The organism is Streptomyces sp. NPDC000151 (genome assembly GCF_040301705.1).
In the GTDB taxonomy this organism is placed as follows: domain Bacteria; phylum Actinomycetota; class Actinomycetes; order Streptomycetales; family Streptomycetaceae; genus Streptomyces.
Map to the genome: position 1 here is coordinate 1 of NZ_JBEPFC010000071.1, position 16524 is coordinate 16524.

Here is a 16524-nt window from a genome sequence, read left to right on the forward strand (position 1 = left end):
GCCTGCTGTACGGGGAGAGCCCCGCCGAACGGTGGGAGGCGCTGCGGTCGCCCGACCCGGTGACGCTGCCGTGGATCGCGGACGCGCTGGCGCATATAGAGCACATCGACCGCGAGGTTGACGAGGATGTAGGCGGCGGAGGTGCACAGCACCACGCCCTGGAGCATCGTGTAGTCGCGCGTGAAGACCGCGTCGATGGTGAGCTTGCCGAAGCCGGGCAGGACGAAGATCTGCTCGGTGACGACGGCGCCGGAGATGAGGTGTCCGAGCTGGAGGCCGAGGACGGTCACCACGGTCACCAGGCTGTTGCGCAGCGCGTGCCCACCGATGACCTGACGGCGTGACAGTCCCTTGGCGCGGGCGGTGCGCACGTAGTCCGCCGACAGGCTGTCGAGCATCGCGCCGCGGGTCTGCCGCATCACGACGGCCGCGAGCCCGGAGCCGAGGACGACGGCCGGCAGCACCATGCGCCGCAGATTGTCGACCGGGTCCGTGCCGAACGGCACGTAACCGGACGCCGCGAAGACCGGTACGGCGATCGCGAAGGCGAGTACGAGGACGATGCCGAGCCAGAAGGTGGGGACGGAGAGCCCCAGCAGGGCGACGGCGTTGGCCAGCCACTCCGTCGCCTTTCCGCGCCGCACGGCCGCCAGTACGCCCGTCCCGATGCCGAGGACGACCGCCAGGAGGAGGGAGAGCGCGGCCAGTTCGAGCGTCACGGGGAGGGCGTTCAGTATGGAATCCAGGACGGGCAGGCCGGTGCGGGCCGAGGTGCCGAGGTCGCCGGTGAGGGCGTGGCCGACGAACCGCCCGTACTGGACCACGATGTTGTCGTTCAGCCCGTACGCCTCGCGGATCGCGGCCAGCGCCTCGGGGCTGCGCTCCTCGCCCGCCAGCGCGAGGGCCGGGTCGCCGGGCAGCGCGCGGATGCCGGCGAAGACGACGACGCTGACGAGGAAGAGCGTGATCAGGGACTGGCGCAGCCGGGTGAGGAGGTAACGGCTCATCGGGCGTACCCCGCATCCATGAAGCAGTTCATCGGGCGTACCCCGCGTTCTTCACGCGCACCAGGCCGTCGCCGTAGACCCGCACGCCTGCCACGTTCTTCCGCGCCACGACGTAGTTCTTCTGCCGGTAGAGGTAGATCAGCGCGTGCTGATCGCTTATACGGTCGGCGAGTTGCGTGTAGACACGGGCGCGGCCGGTCCGGTCGGCAGTAGTACGCCCCTCGGCGATCAGCCGGTCGATCGCCGGGTCGGAGATGCCGTACGTGTTCATCGCTCCTGCCGTGCCGACGAAGGAGGCGATGTTGCCGTCCGGGTCGAGCCGCCCGGACCAGCCGCTGACGTATGCGTCGAACTGCCCGGCGTCGGTCTCCTCCAGGAGCGTGGCGTACTCCATGGGCCGCAGCCGTACGTCGAAACCGGCCTCGCGCGCCATCGCCTGGATCACCTGGCCGAGGCGGCTGTCCTCGGGCGAGGTGGAGACCTTCAGCTCGATCGGAACCGGGAGCCTGACGCCCGCCTCCTTGAGCAGCTTCTTCGCGCGCGGCAGGTCGCGCTCCGGGCAGTCGGCGGGCCCCGGCGCGATGGCCGACTCCGGCGAGACGGGGCCGCAGGCCGGCTCGTACATGCCCTGGAAGACGACCTTGTTGATCAGCTTGCGATCCAGGGCGAGCGCGAAGGCTTCGCGGACGCGCGGGTCGCGGGCGAGCACCGTGCGCAGCTTCCCGGGCTTCTCCCCCGTCCCGTGCACGTTTCCGATGTTGAAGCCGAGGCCTTGGTAACCGAGCGAGGGCGAGTTGAAGAGCTGGAGCTGCGGTTCGGTGAGCGAGCTCTGCACCTCCACCGGGCCCATCTGGTCGCCGACCTGCACATCGCCGGAGCGCAGGTTCGCCAGCCGGACGCCGCCGTCGGTGATGGTCTTGTAGACGACGCGGTTCAGGTGGACCTTGTCCGCGTCGTAGTACCGGGGGTCCTTCGTGAGCACGATGCGGTCGCCCGCGACGCGTTCGACGTACTTGAACGGGCCGACGCAGGACGGGTGGTTGGTGAAGTTCTTGCCGTACTTCGCGAGCGCACGCGGGGACATGACCATCCCGGCGCGGTCGGCGAGCACGCCGGTGAGCGGGACGTACGGCGTCTTCAGGCGAATGCGGACGGTGTACCGTCCGGCGGCCTCGGCCTTGACCAGCGGGCCGAGTTCGGTGGCGCGGGCGGAGCCGGGGAGGGTGCGATGACGTTCCAGGGACCGGGCGACGGCGGGCGCGTCGAGGCGGGTGCCGTCGCTGAACGTCACGCCGTGGCGGACCGGGATGGTCACGGTCCGGCCGGCGTCGGAGGTCTTCGGCAGGGCGGTCGCCAGCTGCGGCACGACCTTGCCCGCGCGGTCGGTGTCGTACAGCTTCTCGCACATGCCGGCGAAGACGGTGCGGCCGACGAGGGTCTGCGCGAGGGTCGGATCGAGCTTGTCGGGGTCGGACTTGAGGGCGACGGTGAGCGTGCCGCCGTCCTTCGTGGGGCGGTGGTCGGTCATCCGGACCCCGCCCACCTCGGTGGCGGCGGAGGTGAGCGACCCGCACCCCGCGGCGCTGATCACCAGCCCAACTGCCAGCGGAACAGCCGCTGTTCGGCGCACGTGACGCTACCTCCCGAACGATCATCAAGAACGCATCGCGAACGATCACCAGGAACGAATGCAGCAGACCGTATTTCGCATACAGACGACCGGCAAGAGGCTGTCCCGGATCTTGGGCAGTTTCTGGTTACATCTAAATAACCGCACCCGACAACCCGGCCAAGTCCCCCACCCCGCCCCGCGTACGCTGGCGGCATGAGCGTCGCGATCCTCAGCGGTGCCGGGATCTCCACCGACTCCGGCATCCCCGACTACCGCGGGCCGAACGGCGTGTGGCGCCGCGACCCGGACGCCGAGAAGCTCGTCACGTACGCGTACTACATGAACGACCCCGAGATCCGGCGCCGGTCCTGGCTGATGCGGCGGGACGGCCCGGCGCTGCGCGCGAAGCCGAACGCCGCGCACGAGGCCGTCACCCGCCTGGAGCGCTCCGGCGTCCCCGTCCGCGTGATCACGCAGAACGTCGACGGGCTGCACCAGCTCGCCGGGATGCCCGACCGCAAGGTCCTGGAGCTGCACGGCACCGCCCGCACCGCGGTCTGCACCGAATGCCGCGCCCGGACGCCGATGGCCGACGCGCTGGCCCGGGTGACCGCGGGCGACCCGGACCCCGCGTGCCTCGACTGCGGCGGGATCATGAAGTCGGCGACCGTGATGTTCGGCGAGATCCTGGACCCGGAGGTACTGGGCGCGGCGATCACAGTGGCGAAGAACTGCGACGTCTTCCTCGCGGTCGGCACGAGCCTGTCCGTCCAGCCCGCCGCATCCCTCGCGGGCCTAGGGCGTGTCTTTCGGATCATCCCGGGGCCGCGACGCCTGGCACAGCACCTCGCGGCGTTGTCGCATCACCCACGGACACCCAGTCCGAGGGCGACGCTCCGCCTTGCGATGCACCGCACCAGACGCCGCGACCTGGTCCGGGCTGATCCAAAAGACACGCCCTGGCCGCCGACCACGGCGCCCGCCTGATCATCGTCAACGCCGAGCCGACCCCGTACGACGACCTCGCCGACGAGATCGTCCGCGACCCGATCGGCGAGGCGCTCCCCCGGCTGCTGGCCGATTTGCACCCGTGACCGCCGACAGGCTTGCCCCCCTTTGACGGGGAATGCCGGTGGCGGCGTTACGGTTGACCCGGCGGCCGGCCGGTCGGACGGCCGCGGAGACGTGGAGGATGAGCGCCGTGCAGAGCAGGCATCACGGTGAGTACAAGGTGCCCGGCGGCAAGCTGGTCGTCGTCGACCTGGAGGTCGCGGACGGCGTGCTGCGCCACGTCCGCGTCGCCGGTGACTTCTTCCTGGAGCCGGACGACGCGCTGCCGGCCATCAACGCGGCCTTGGAAGGCGCGCCCGCCGACACCGGCACCCGCGGCCTGGCCGACCGTATCGAGGCCGCCCTGCCCGAGGACGTCGCCATGATCGGCTTCACCGCCGAGTCGGTCGGCGTCGCGGTCCGCCGGGCCGTCGCCCAGGCCACCGACTGGACCGACTACGACTGGCAGATCATCCACGAGCCGCCGCAGGCGCCCGCGCTGCACATGGCGCTCGACGAAGTACTGACCACCGAGGTCGCCGAGGGGCGGCGCCCGCCGACGCTCCGCGTCTGGGAGTGGGACCGCCCCGCCGTGATCATCGGCAGCTTCCAGTCGCTGCGCAACGAAGTGGACCCCGCGGGCGCCGAGAAGCACGGCGTCACGGTCGTCCGGCGGATCAGCGGCGGCGGCGCGATGTACGTCGAGCCTGGCAACACGATCACGTACTCGCTCTGCGTCCCCGAGTCCCTCGTGCACGGCCTGACCTTCGCGGAGAACTACGCGTACCTCGACGACTGGGTACTCGGGGCGCTCGGCGACATGGGCATCAACGCCTGGTACAAGCCGCTCAACGACATCGCCACGGACGCCGGGAAGATCGCCGGCGCGGCCCAGAAGCGCATCGTGGCGGGCTCCGGCGCCGTCCTGCACCACGTGACGATGTCCTACGACATCGACGCGGACAAGATGGTCGAGGTGCTCCGCATCGGCAAGGAGAAGCTCTCCGACAAGGGCACCACCAGCGCCAAGAAGCGGGTGGACCCGCTGCGCCGCCAGACCGGCCTCCCCCGCGCCCAGGTCATCGACCGCATGATCACCTCCTTCCGCGCCCGCTACGGCGGCACGGACGGCACGGTCACGGAGGAGGAGTTCGCCCGCGCCCGCGAACTGGCGACCGCCAAGTTCAGCTCCCCGGAGTGGACGACCCGGGTGCCGTAGGGCTCGGGTGCCGCAGGGCTCGGGTGCCGCAGGGCTCGGGTGCCGTAGGACTGTCGAACCCGGGTGCCGTAGCGCCAAACCTGTAAAGCCGCAGGGGCCTTGACCAATGGTTCTGCGGCAACGTAGCGTCAACTGCACTGACTCGTGACTCGTGAGCTGCCGGAAGGAGGCGAAGTCGAATGTCCACCCTCTTCGACCTGCATCGCCTCGCTCTCCGGACCGCCTGGATCCCGGGTCGTGTAGCACACGGCTGCTGAGCAGCCCTTCTTCCGGCGTGCCCGTTTCGCGGCCCCGGCATCTTCTTTCCGTCACCGCCTGCGGCACGTCGCCGCGCGCTGATCAGCGCTGCGGATTCTTGCGCCGTGCCGATTCACGCGGCGGCTATTTGAGCTGTGCCATCTCGAAATAGAAAGCTCCTGAAATGGCGACTAGGACAACCATATCGACCGCGCGCCGAAATGAGGATGTGCCATGGTAGCGGCACGGATCACGGTCAACGGGAAAGAAACCCCCATTTCACCGGCCGCCCCCCACACCACGGTGCTGGATTTCCTGCGCGAGCGGGGACTCACCGGCACCAAGGAGGGCTGCGCCGAGGGCGAGTGCGGCGCCTGTTCGGTCCTGGTGGCCCGCCCCGGGGTGAACAAGCCGACCGACTGGGTGGCGGTCAACGCCTGCCTCGTCCCGGCCGCGGCGCTCGACGGCCAGGAGGTCATCACCTCCGAAGGCCTCGCCACCGCCGGCGCACCCGGCACGCCGCCCGCGCTGCACCCGGTGCAGGAAGAGATGGCGGTCCGCGGCGGCTCCCAATGCGGTTACTGCACACCGGGGTTCATCTGCAGCATGGCCTCCGAGTACTACCGGCCGGACCGCTGCGCGCACGAGGGCTCGGAAAAAGCCGATGAGGTCGACGGTGAGCACGGTCCGAATGGATTCGATCTGCACTCGCTGAGCGGAAACCTGTGCCGTTGCACCGGTTACCGTCCGATTCGCGATGCCGCGTTCGCCGTGGGTGAGCCCGCCGAGGACGACCCGCTGGCGCAACGCCGCGAGCAGTCCCCGCCGGAGCCGGTCGCCACTGAGTACTCCCAGGACGACAAGGCGTTCGTACGGAAGAACACCCTTTCCGAGACGCTGCAGTTGCTGCGCGAGCGGCCCGAAGCGGTCGTCGTCGCCGGCTCCACCGACTTCGGCGTCGAGGTGAACATCCGTTCCCGGCGCGCGGAATGCGTGGTCGCCATCGACCGGCTCGCCGAAATGCGGGAGCTGCGCGTCGAATCCGATTACATCGAGATCGGCGCCGCGCTGACGCTCACCGAGATCGAGCGCAAGCTCGACGGTGAAGTACCTCTTCTTGCCGAGCTGTTCCCGCAGTTCGCGTCCCGGCTGATCCGCAACGGTGCGACCCTCGGCGGCAACCTGGGTACCGGCTCGCCCATCGGCGACAGTCCGCCGGTACTGCTGGCCCTTGAGGCGTCGCTGGTGCTCGCCGACGCCGACGGCGAGCGCGTGGTCCCGCTGGCGGACTACTTCACCGGTTACCGGCAGAGCGTGCGCCGCCCCGACGAGCTGATCCGCGCGGTGCGCATTCCGCGGCCGCTGTCGCCGGTCACGGCCTTCCACAAGATCGCCAAGCGGCGCTTCGACGACATCTCCAGCGTCGCGGTCGGCTTCGCGCTCGACATCGAGGGCGGAATCGTCCGCAAGGCCCGCATAGGTCTGGGCGGCGTGGCCGCCACCCCGATCCGCGCGCTCGCCACCGAGGCGGCCCTGGAGGGCAAGCCGTGGGTGACGGAGACCGTCGAGGCCGCGGCCCGGGTGCTGCGCGGTGAAGGCACGCCGATGAGCGATCACCGCGCCAGCGATCTCTACCGTTCCGCGATGCTCGGCCAGAGCCTGCTGAAGCTGCACGCACAGACCACCGAGGCGGTGTCGTCATGAGTCATCTGTCCGAGATTCCCGAAAAGCCGGTAGTCGGCGTTCCGATGCCGCACGAGAGCGCCGGCCTGCACGTCACCGGTACCGCGCTCTACACAGACGACCTGATCCACCGCACCAAGGACGTGCTGCACGCCTACCCGGTCCAGGTCATGAAGGCGCACGGCCGGATCACCGCGCTGCGCACCGAGCCCGCGCTCGCCGTGCCCGGTGTGGTCCGCGTGCTGACCGGTGCCGACGTGCCCGGCGTCAACGACGCCGGCATGAAGCACGACGAACCGCTCTTCCCCGACGAGGTCATGTTCCACGGCCACGCGGTCGCCTGGGTGCTCGGCGAGACCCTGGAGGCGGCCCGGCTCGGTGCGGCGGCCGTCGAGGTGGAGCTCGACGAGCAGCCCTCCCTCGTCACGCTCCAGGACGCGATCGCGGCCGGCAGCTATCACGGTGCCCAGCCCCTCATGGAGACCGGTGACATCGACGCCGGCTTCGCCGACTCCGCGCACGTCTTCACCGGCGAGTTCCAGTTCGCCGGTCAGGAGCACTTCTACCTGGAGACGCACGCGGCGCTCGCCCAGATCGACGAGAACGGGCAGGTGTTCATCCAGAGCAGCACCCAGCACCCCTCGGAGACCCAGGAAATCGTCTCCCACGTGCTCGGTGTGCCGAGCCACGAGGTGACGGTGCAGTGCCTGCGGATGGGCGGCGGCTTCGGCGGCAAGGAGATGCAGCCGCACGGCTTCGCGGCCGTCGCCGCGCTCGGCGCCAAGCTGACCGGCCGGCCGGTCCGGTTCCGGCTCAACCGGACCCAGGACCTGACCATGTCCGGCAAGCGGCACGGTTTCCACTCCACGTGGAAGATCGGCTTCGACGCCGAGGGCCGCATCCAGGCCCTCGACGCCACCCTGACCGCGGACGGCGGTTGGAGCCTGGACCTGTCCGAGCCGGTCCTGGCCCGCGCGCTGTGCCACATCGACAACACGTACTGGATTCCCAACGCGCGCGTCGCCGGTCGCATCGCCAAGACCCACACGGTCTCCAACACCGCCTTCCGCGGCTTCGGCGGGCCGCAGGGCATGCTGGTGATCGAGGACATCCTGGGCCGCGTCGCGCCGCAGCTCGGCCTGGACCCCATGGAGCTGCGGGAGCGCAACTTCTACCGGCCGGGCCAGGGCCAGACGACGCCGTACGGACAGCCGGTCACGCAGCCCGAACGGATCTCCACCGTCTGGCAGCAGGTCCAGGACGACGCCGGCATCGCCGACCGCAAGCGTGAGATCGCGGCTTTCAACGCCGCGCACCCGCACACCAAGCGGGCCCTCGCGATCACCGGCATCAAGTTCGGCATCTCGTTCAACCTCACCGCCTTCAATCAGGGCGGCGCGCTGGTGCTGATCTACAAGGACGGCTCGGTCCTGATCAACCACGGCGGCACCGAGATGGGCCAGGGCCTGCACACCAAGATGCTGCAGGTGGCCGCGACCACGCTGGGCATTCCGCTGCACAAGGTGCGCCTCGCCCCGACGCGTACGGACAAGGTGCCCAACACCTCGGCCACCGCGGCCAGTTCCGGCGCCGACCTCAACGGTGGCGCGATCAAGAACGCCTGTGAGCAGCTGCGCGAGCGGCTGCTGCAGGTGGCCGGCACCCAGCTCGGCGCGAACGCCTCGGACGTCCGCATCGTCGAGGGCGTCGCACGCGCCCTGGGCAGCGACGCGGAGCTGGCCTGGGACGACCTGGTGCGCACCGCGTACTTCCAGCGCGTTCAGCTGTCGGCTGCCGGGTACTACCGGACCGAGGGCCTGCACTGGGACGCGAAAACGTTCCGGGGCTCGCCGTTCAAGTACTTCGCCCATGGCGCCGCCGCGACCGAGGTGGAGGTGGACGGCTTTACGGGCGCGTACCGCATCCGTCGCGTCGACATCGTCCACGACGTCGGCGACAGCCTCTCCCCGATGATCGACATCGGTCAGGTCGAGGGCGGCTTCGTGCAGGGCGCGGGCTGGCTGACGCTGGAGGACCTGCGCTGGGACACCAGTGACGGCCCGAACCGCGGCCGGCTGCAGACCCAGGCCGCCAGCACCTACAAGCTGCCGAGCTTCTCGGAGATGCCCGAGGAGTTCAACGTCACGCTGCTGGAGAACGCCACCGAGGAGGGCGCGGTCTTCGGGTCCAAGGCGGTGGGTGAGCCTCCGCTGATGCTGGCGTTCTCGGTGCGCGAAGCGTTGCGGCAGGCCGCCGCGGCGTTCGGGCCCACGGGAGTCAGCGTGGACCTCGCCTCCCCCGCGACCCCGGAGGCGGTGTACTGGGCCATCGAAGCGGCTCGCGGCGGAGACACGGGGAGCAGCGGCACCGAAGCCCCCGTCACTGCGAGCGCCTTGAGCAATGCCTGACATGACCTGGGTGGCCGCGGTCGCGCGGTTGCGGGCCCGCCGGGAGACCGGCGTGCTCGTGACCGTCGCGACCGTGCGCGGTCACGCGCCCCGCAAGGCCGGTGCGAAGCTCGTCGTGGGCCGGACCGAGACGTGGGGTTCGATCGGCGGCGGCAACATCGAGGCCGTCGCGGTCGACCGGGCCCGCGAGCTGATCGGTTCGGCCGGTCCGGAGCCGGAGCTGATGGACTTCGCCCTCAACGACAAGGTCACCGGCAAGCACGGCGTGCAGTGCTGCGGCGGAGCCGTCAGCGTGCTGCTCGAACCGCTGCCGGTGGTCCCGGCGGTGGCGATCTTCGGCGTCGGGCACGTCGGCTACGAACTGGCCCGCATCCTGGCCCGCCACGACGTCGATCTGCACCTGGTCGACAGCCGCCCCGACATGCTCACGGACGAGCGGCTCGCCGTGCTGCGTACGGACGCGGTGGCACAGGTCCACGTGCACCACACACCGCTGCTCCCGGAAGAGGTGCTCGCGGAGCTGGCGCCCGGCACCCACATCCTGATCATGACGCATGACCACGCCGAGGACGCCGCACTGTGCGACGCGGCCCTGCGCACCACCGGTCTCGGCTCGATCGGGCTGATCGGCTCGGCCGCCAAATGGGCCCGCTTCCGCAAGCGCCTGTCCACCGAGGGCGGCCACGACGACGCCACCATCGACCGGATCAAGACCCCGATCGGCCTCCCCGAGATCAGCGGCAAGGAACCGGCCACGATCGCGGTGAGCGTCGCGGCGGACCTGCTCCGGACCTTCGCCCAGGACCGGCCCCTGACCGGCTCCTGACCGGCCCGGGACCGGCCCCTGACCGGCCCGGGACCGGCTCATGTAGGAATCTACGAAGATCGCGTTTCGGTCGGCCCATGCTTTCATGCCTTCCATCCCTGGCTGGTTCCAGCCCCTGCCTGTGTACTTGGCGTCAAGTCGCGAAGCCCCAGGGCGCCTTGCGATGAGCAGGAGGGGGGCGCGCCGTGCTGTCCCACCTGCGCCTTTTCCCCGCACGCAGGGCGGCACCCCACACCCACCCTCTCTCTTCGCGAAGGAGCACCACCATGACCGCTCAGGCCCAGGAAACCAACGCCCAGGACGTCGAGCAGGCCTGGATGCAGCAGGCAATCCTGCTGGCAACCACCAGCGTGGCCAACGGCGGCGGCCCGTTCGGCGCCCTGGTCGCCAAGAACGGCGAGGTCGTCGCCACCGGCAACAACCAGGTCACCTCGACCCTGGACCCCGTGGCGCACGCCGAGGTCACCGCGCTGCGCAACGCCTGCAAGGAGCTGAACACCTTCTCCCTCGAAGGCTGCACCCTGGTCACCTCGTGCGAGCCGTGCCCGATGTGTCTGTCCTCCTCGCTGTGGGCGCGCGTCGACCGGATCATCTACTCCGCCGACCGGCACGACGCCGCGGTGGCCGGCTTCGACGACCGCAAGTTCTACGACCTGTTCGAGAAGAAGCCCTCGTCGATGTGGCCCATGGCGGTCCAGCACCTGGACCTGCCCAACCGCACGGAGCCGTTCGACGCGTGGCTGGCCAAGACCGACCGCATCGCGTACTGACGCGGAATCCACGGGGGGCAGCCCGCCGGCGGCGCGAAACCACTTCGCACCGCCGGCGGGCTGATCTCGGCTCGGCCCCATGGCCTGGCGCGTCGTCACCCCCAACTCCGCGGTAAAGCAACCCACTCCGCTCCCTTCCCCATGGGCCTCATTACCCCGAAGAATGGGTGCGCGTTCCACTAGCCTCTTTCCGGCACACCGGTCACCGGTCACAGACCAACCGGCCAACCAGTCACCCGGCCAGCCGGCGAACCGGTCATCACCCGTTCCCGGGCGGGAGAGCGCTCCATGGGGGAGGAGTTCGTGCGTGACGATTTGGGGTTCGAGAAGCTGCTCAGCGAGGAGGGCTTCTTTGCGCGGCTGTTCGGGCGGTCGCCGTCGGGCAGCGGGCGGGAGCCACTGTACGGTCCCGACCTGCCGGTAGTACTCCTCACCGGCGGCCCCGGCATGGGCAAGGGGCGGCTGTTGCGCGCGGTGCGGGACCGGTTCGCCACCAAGGTGCCGGTGATCTATCTGGACAGCGGCTCGCCGGTGTACGCGGACCGGGCGGAGCCGGAGCCGGGCGCCCGCTCGGATGCGACCGAGGCGCTGGCCGAGGTCGCCCGGCGGCTGAGCACCTGGCAGGGTACGGGCGGCTCGTTCGCGTTCCCCCGGCTCTTCGCGGGCCTCGCGGTGATCGCGACGGGTGCCGCCGAGGGCACCCCTGAGGCGGTCGCGACGGAGGTCGAACGGTACGAGGAGCTGCCCCAGAAGGGGCGTCTCCGCGGCCTGGGTGGCGGCGACTTCTGGAAGGGCGTGATCCGCGGGACCGTCCGGAATCTGCTGACGACCCTGTCCGGGGAAGAGCTCGATCCGTACTCCGCCGCCGTGAGCAACGCGCTGCTGGACGCCCTCTTCGAGCGCCTGGCGCCCCGCGGCAGGGTGGAACTGGAACGCATCTACGGCGCGTATCCGGGCGCGGCGGGTCAGCCCAAGCACGGGCTGAGCAATCTCGCCGCCGACTTCAAGGCCGGCGGCGAGGCACGCGAGCTGGCCGAAGGCTTCCTCTTCCGGGCGCTGCGCGAGGATCTCGAGGCGGCGTACGCCTCGGCGTTCGGCTGGCTGAGCAGGGTCGGCCGCCCCGGGCTGCTGTTGGACCACGCCGTATCGCCGCTGGGAGAGCGGCTGTTGTGCGCCGTGCTCACCGACCGCCGGGGCGGGCAGCGCGACCGCGTGGTGATCGTGGGCACGGCGCTCCGGGCGGACGGCGGCGCCTTCCTGCACGGCGGCCTGCCGCCGGAGGAGGTGGTGCCGCCGGCGGAGTTCCGGCTCGCCAACGGCGGTCCGCCCGCGTGGTCCCGGCGCACGGACGGCGGGCCGGACCGGGCGCCGCTGGCCGACGGAGTACTGCTGTTGCGGATGCCGTTCCTCACCGGGGACCAGCTGCGCCAGGAGACCGAGCGCCGGCAGACGCGCGCGGAGCCGGAGGGCGGCGCGAACCGCCGCCGCATCGACGCCGCCGTGGCACGGCTGAGCGGCGGACGGCCGCACACGGTGATCCGGCTCGCCGCCGCTGCCGCGGCCTTCCGGATGCCCGTGGACGCCAACGACCGGGACCTCCTGGCCGCCCCGCTGCTGCTCCCCGGCGACGGCACCACCGAGCGGCCGGTGACGGAAGTACTGCTCCAGGAGCTGATCCTGGACCAGCTGCCGGTGGGGCTGCCGAGCGAGCACCGCGACCAGTGGCTGGACCTGCTCACGCATCTGTCGGTGGCACATGACGAGGAGTGCGCGGATGTCCTGCTCCGGCACCATCAGTCGGGCCGCGTACACCACTTGACGGTGCATCATGTGTCGCAGCTGCTCACCGACACCGGGTGGCCCAGCTGCGAACGGCACTTCATCGGGGACTTCGGGCTGCGCCAGCTGCTCGTACACCGGCTGTACGGGCTGCGCCCCGGCGCCGCCGCCTGGTACGCCGATCATCACCTGCTGCGGGACCACTACGCGCTCCGCGCGGCGGTGGGTGAGGAGGCGCCGGGCGGCGGGGCGTTCCGCTCGGTCACGGCGCACCGGATGAACCACCACCTGGTCTCCGGCGGTGCGGACGACGTGGCCCGCCATCTGGCGGCCACGCTGCCCGGGCGCCCCCAGGAGTGGTGCGCGGAGCTGCTGGAGATCGCGCAGGCGCCGTATCCGGGCGGTGCGGATGCCCGGCGGGAGCGCGCGCAGGGCCTGGTGGCGGTGGACGGTCCGGCGCTGCGCCGCACCGTCGACCAGCTGCTGCACGCGGTGTGGCTGTGCGAGGAACGGACCAGACCGACCGGAAAGGAGACGGCCCGCACACTCGCCAAGCTGCTGGAGCTGCTCTCGATCATGGAGTTCGACGGCGCGGGACAGCTCAGCAAGACGGCGACCCACTGGAGCGGCCTGGCGGCGAACGAGCAGCCGTTGCTGCGCTGCACCTGCACAGAGCAGCTGGGGCGAAGGAGATAACGGGGATGCCCATATGGAAGAAGTTCCTCTACGCGCTGCTGGCCGTGGGGGCGTTGGCCGGCTGCGGGTGGCTCGCTGTGGTCATCACCCACAAGCTGGACACCTGTGCCGACGGCATCGAGCGGGTCGGTGACGAGTGCATCGGCGTCAACGGCGAGGGTTACGACTTCGGCACGGCGGAGATCGCCGACGTGTCCCGCGCCATCGCCCGCCAGAACAAGAAGATCGACGGCCAGCCGCACGTCACGGTGGCGGTGATGCTGCCGCTCCAGTCGGACAGGGCGGCGCTGCGCCGGCAGATGCGCAGCGACCTCCAGGGCGCGTATCTGGGGCAGCGGCAGGCCAACGAGGGCGAGGGAGAGCCGCCGAAGATCCGGCTGATGCTGGCCAACCCCGGGCGGGACTACAAGCAGCAGGAGCAGGTGGTGGACACCCTGCTGCAAATGGCCGACTCGCCCGAGGACCGGCTGCGCGCCGTCACGGGCTTCAACCTCAGCCTCGGTGACACGGAGAAAGCCGTCAAGCGGCTGACGGAGCGCAAGATCCCGGTACTCGCCTCGCGGATCAGCGGGGACCGGATCGCGAACGAGGACCGGACGGACGGGACGGCGAAGCTGCGCTTCCCGGGCCTCGCCCGGATCCTCCCCACCAACCACGACGCGGCCCAGGCGCTGGCCAACTTCAACGGCGAACGGGGTCGGCAGAACCGCAGGACCGTGCTGGTCTACGACCAGCGCAGCGACGGATACAACGAGTCGCTGGCGAAGGCGTTCAGCGGGATCAAGGAGAAGGGCCCGGCCGGCCCCGCCGCGATGCCCTTCGAGTCCCCGGCCATCGACGAGGCGGGCTCGACCGGTAACCAATTCGCCCAGACGGCCAACAACATCTGCGACTCCGGCGCCGACACGGTGTACTTCGCGGGCCGCACGCTGCATCTGCGCATCTTCGCGCTCAAGCTCGCCCAGGTGGACTGCAAGAACCGGCACTACACCATCGTCAGCGGCTCCGACGCGGCCTCGCTGCGGCAGGACATGACGGAGAAGAACTGGGAACAACTGCGCGGCACGGACGGCAGGCCGAAGGTGACGGTGCAGTACGCAGCCCCCGCGCATCCGGACGCCTGGCGTACCGAACTGGCCGACTGGAACCGGAAGTGGGACGCGGGCCACGACCGCAAGCCCACCGCGGCGGAGCTCCCCCAGTACCTCACCGAGCCCATGGCGGCCCTGACCACCCTGAAGAAGCGGATCGAGAGCACGCGCAGCGAGGGCGTACGGCTCGGCTCCGACCCGAACCTGCAGGACTCCCGGACGATGCTGGTGTACGACGGCCTCATGACCATCGGCAAGGCGCTGCACCAGGCGCAGAAGGGCGGCGCCGAGGCCGTGCCCAGCCGTGAGGACGTCGGCAGGCAGTGGTCCCTGCTCCAGTCCCGCCACCGGGTCCAGGGCACGAGCGGCCTGATCTGCCTGACCAGCGGGGGCAACGCGTACGACAAGCCGGCCGCGGTCGTCGAGCTGGACCCGGGCCGAAGCGGCCTCGGCAAGCTGAAGTTCGTCGGCCTGGGCTGGCCCACCGGCCACGAACAACCGAAGAACTGCGTGATCCCGAGCAGCACTCCCTAGTTCCCGCGCCTTCACGGCCCCGGAGTCCTGGCTCGGACACCAGGTGCTGTCGTGTCCCACCGGCCGGCGATGTGGCGTCGTCACTCCATCGCGGTGCGGCGGGCGTAGGCGCGGGCGGCGCGGGCGCGGTCGCCGCAGCGGGTCGAGCACCACTGGCGGCGCCCGTGCTTGAGCAGGAAGCGGTTGCAGGGCGGGGAGGCGCAGGCGGTCAGGCGGGCGGCGTCGGGGGACGTGAGCAGGTCGGCGGCGTCGGCGGCGATGACCGCCAGGGCGTGCTCGACGATCGCGGTGGTGGGGTGGGGCGCGGCGCGGTAGGGGCCGGTCTTCTCGTCCCACAGCAGGAGGGATGCGGTGGGTACGCGGGTCATCGCGTCGTTGATCGCCGTGACGGCGGCGGGCAGGGCGGGCTGCCCGGCGACACGGGAGGCCAGGAGCGACCTGACCTGTTCGCGCAGTGAGCGCAGCTGCGTCGCGCAGACCTCCGCCAGGCCGGCGCCGGCCGGGGCGAGGTCGCGTTGCTCCAGCCACTGCTCGGCCTGCGCCGGAGTGCCCAGGAGGTCGGCGGTGTGCCCGCCGGGCAGTGCGACGGCGCTGTTGACCAGGGCCAGGGCGGGGTGCTCCGCCTCGCCCGGCGCCGACGGCAAGGCTGCTTCTTCCCTCATGAACTCTTCCACGCTTCTCATGGTACGGGTTGCACTCATCCGTGAGTCACGCCTACAGTCCACTCACGGTTAACACGCAACCTATCCGTGAGGAACTTCTTTCGTGTCTTCCCCGATCCTGCAGACCGCCGCCTTCCCCGTCCGCGTCTTCGGCGGCCCGACTGCCCTCTTCGAGTACGGCGGCCTGCGCTTTCTCACCGACCCGACCTTCGACGGCCCCGGCGACCACCCGGCACCGGCCGTCATGCTGACCAAGACCGCGGCGGCTGACGGCAGCCCGGCCGATCTCGGCCGCGTCGACGTGGTGCTGCTCTCGCACGACGAGCACGCCGACAACCTCGACACCTCCGGCCGCGCCCTGCTCGCCGACGTCCCGCTGACACTCACCACCCCGGGCGGCGGGGAGCGTCTCGGAGAGGCGGCCGCCGGCCTCGCCGACTGGCAGTCGATCGAGCTCGAGCGCCGGGACGGCGGGCCCGGCACGGTCACGGTGACCGGCGTGCCCGCCATCCACGGCCCCGGCAAGCGCGAGGAGGTCGAGCCGATCTGCGGCGAGGTCGTCGGGTTCGTCCTGACCGGCGAGGGCCTGCCCACCGTCTACGTCAGCGGCGACAACGCCTCTCTCGACGCGGTCAAGGAGATCGCCGGGCGCTTCGCCCCGGTGGACACGGCCCTGCTCTTCGCCGGAGCGCCCCGCTTCTCCGAGGTCTTCGACGGCGGGCTGATCGTCCTGGACAGCGCCCAGGCCGCAGAGGCCGCGAAGATCCTCGACGCCGGCCGCGTGGTCCCCGTCCACTACGACAGCTGGGCCCACTTCACCGAGGGCCGCGACGAGCTCATCGCCGCCTTTGCCGCCGCCGGCCTCGCCGACCGCGTCGACTTCGGCGTCCGCGGCTGACCCCACGCACGTCGGGCCCGTGCGCCGGCCAGTCTCTCCAGTGCCTCCAGGC

At 70.8% G+C, this 16524-nt stretch carries 12 protein-coding genes and 1 pseudogene; 10 read left to right on the forward strand and 3 right to left on the reverse strand.

All coding sequences use genetic code 11. The features are described from left to right. Both ABT381_RS20385 and ABT381_RS20390 read right to left on the reverse strand, forming a co-directional pair. Positions 1-1007, reverse strand: a 1007-nt coding sequence (locus ABT381_RS20385) for an ABC transporter permease (RefSeq protein WP_351596007.1), incomplete at its 3' end; no start/stop codon positions are given. Positions 1008-1035: 28 nt separating this feature from the next. Beyond that, positions 1036-2637, reverse strand: coding sequence for an ABC transporter substrate-binding protein (locus ABT381_RS20390; protein ID WP_351596009.1), 1602 nt, complete (start codon positions 2635-2637; stop codon positions 1036-1038). Between the two features lie 195 nt (positions 2638-2832). On the opposite strand from ABT381_RS20390, the gene ABT381_RS20395 reads away from it, so the two are divergent. From ABT381_RS20395 to ABT381_RS20435, 9 genes and pseudogenes are all read left to right on the forward strand, one after another. After that, positions 2833-3606 carry an SIR2 family NAD-dependent protein deacylase gene (locus ABT381_RS20395; protein WP_351596012.1) on the forward strand — a complete coding sequence of 258 codons (774 nt, stop codon included), beginning with the start codon at positions 2833-2835 and terminating at the stop codon, positions 3604-3606. Beyond that, a pseudogene (locus tag ABT381_RS20400) lies at positions 3579-3713 on the forward strand (NAD-dependent deacetylase); the annotation flags it as partial. The gene ABT381_RS20395 and the pseudogene ABT381_RS20400, both read left to right, overlap by 28 nt. Positions 3714-3811: 98 nt before the next feature. Next, positions 3812-4888 (forward strand): lipoate-protein ligase LplAB, encoded by a 1077-nt coding sequence (gene lplAB / locus ABT381_RS20405; RefSeq protein WP_351596015.1) that lies wholly within the window; start codon positions 3812-3814, stop codon positions 4886-4888. Between the two features lie 471 nt (positions 4889-5359). Further along, positions 5360-6829 (forward strand): xanthine dehydrogenase small subunit, encoded by a 1470-nt coding sequence (locus tag ABT381_RS20410; protein ID WP_351596018.1) that lies wholly within the window; start codon positions 5360-5362, stop codon positions 6827-6829. Further along, a complete protein-coding gene (gene xdhB, locus ABT381_RS20415; protein ID WP_351596021.1) occupies positions 6826-9216 on the forward strand; it encodes a xanthine dehydrogenase molybdopterin binding subunit in 2391 nt (796 codons plus the stop codon). Before ABT381_RS20410 ends, xdhB begins: the two co-directional genes overlap by 4 nt. A gap of 1 nt (position 9217) precedes the next feature. Next, positions 9218-10042 carry a xanthine dehydrogenase accessory protein XdhC gene (gene xdhC / locus ABT381_RS20420; protein ID WP_351596082.1) on the forward strand — a complete coding sequence of 275 codons (825 nt, stop codon included), beginning with the start codon at positions 9218-9220 and terminating at the stop codon, positions 10040-10042. Between the two features lie 266 nt (positions 10043-10308). Continuing rightward, the gene (locus ABT381_RS20425; protein WP_351596024.1) at positions 10309-10812 is read left to right on the forward strand and encodes a nucleoside deaminase; all 504 of its coding nucleotides are present in this window, start codon (positions 10309-10311) and stop codon (positions 10810-10812) included. A gap of 303 nt (positions 10813-11115) precedes the next feature. Further along, positions 11116-13287 (forward strand): amino acid adenylation domain-containing protein, encoded by a 2172-nt coding sequence (locus tag ABT381_RS20430; RefSeq protein ID WP_351596027.1) that lies wholly within the window; start codon positions 11116-11118, stop codon positions 13285-13287. A gap of 5 nt (positions 13288-13292) precedes the next feature. Further along, on the forward strand, positions 13293-14912 hold the full coding sequence (locus tag ABT381_RS20435; protein WP_351596030.1) for an ABC transporter substrate-binding protein: 1620 nt from the start codon (positions 13293-13295) through the stop codon (positions 14910-14912). 80 nt (positions 14913-14992) lie between these two features. Here ABT381_RS20435 and ABT381_RS20440 read toward each other — a convergent pair whose 3' ends face one another. Then, complete coding sequence (locus ABT381_RS20440; RefSeq protein ID WP_351596033.1) at positions 14993-15595, reverse strand: CGNR zinc finger domain-containing protein; 603 nt, start codon at positions 15593-15595, stop codon at positions 14993-14995. A gap of 82 nt (positions 15596-15677) precedes the next feature. On the opposite strand from ABT381_RS20440, the gene ABT381_RS20445 reads away from it, so the two are divergent. After that, complete coding sequence (locus ABT381_RS20445; RefSeq protein WP_351596036.1) at positions 15678-16472, forward strand: MBL fold metallo-hydrolase; 795 nt, start codon at positions 15678-15680, stop codon at positions 16470-16472. Positions 16473-16524: the final 52 nt, after the last annotated feature.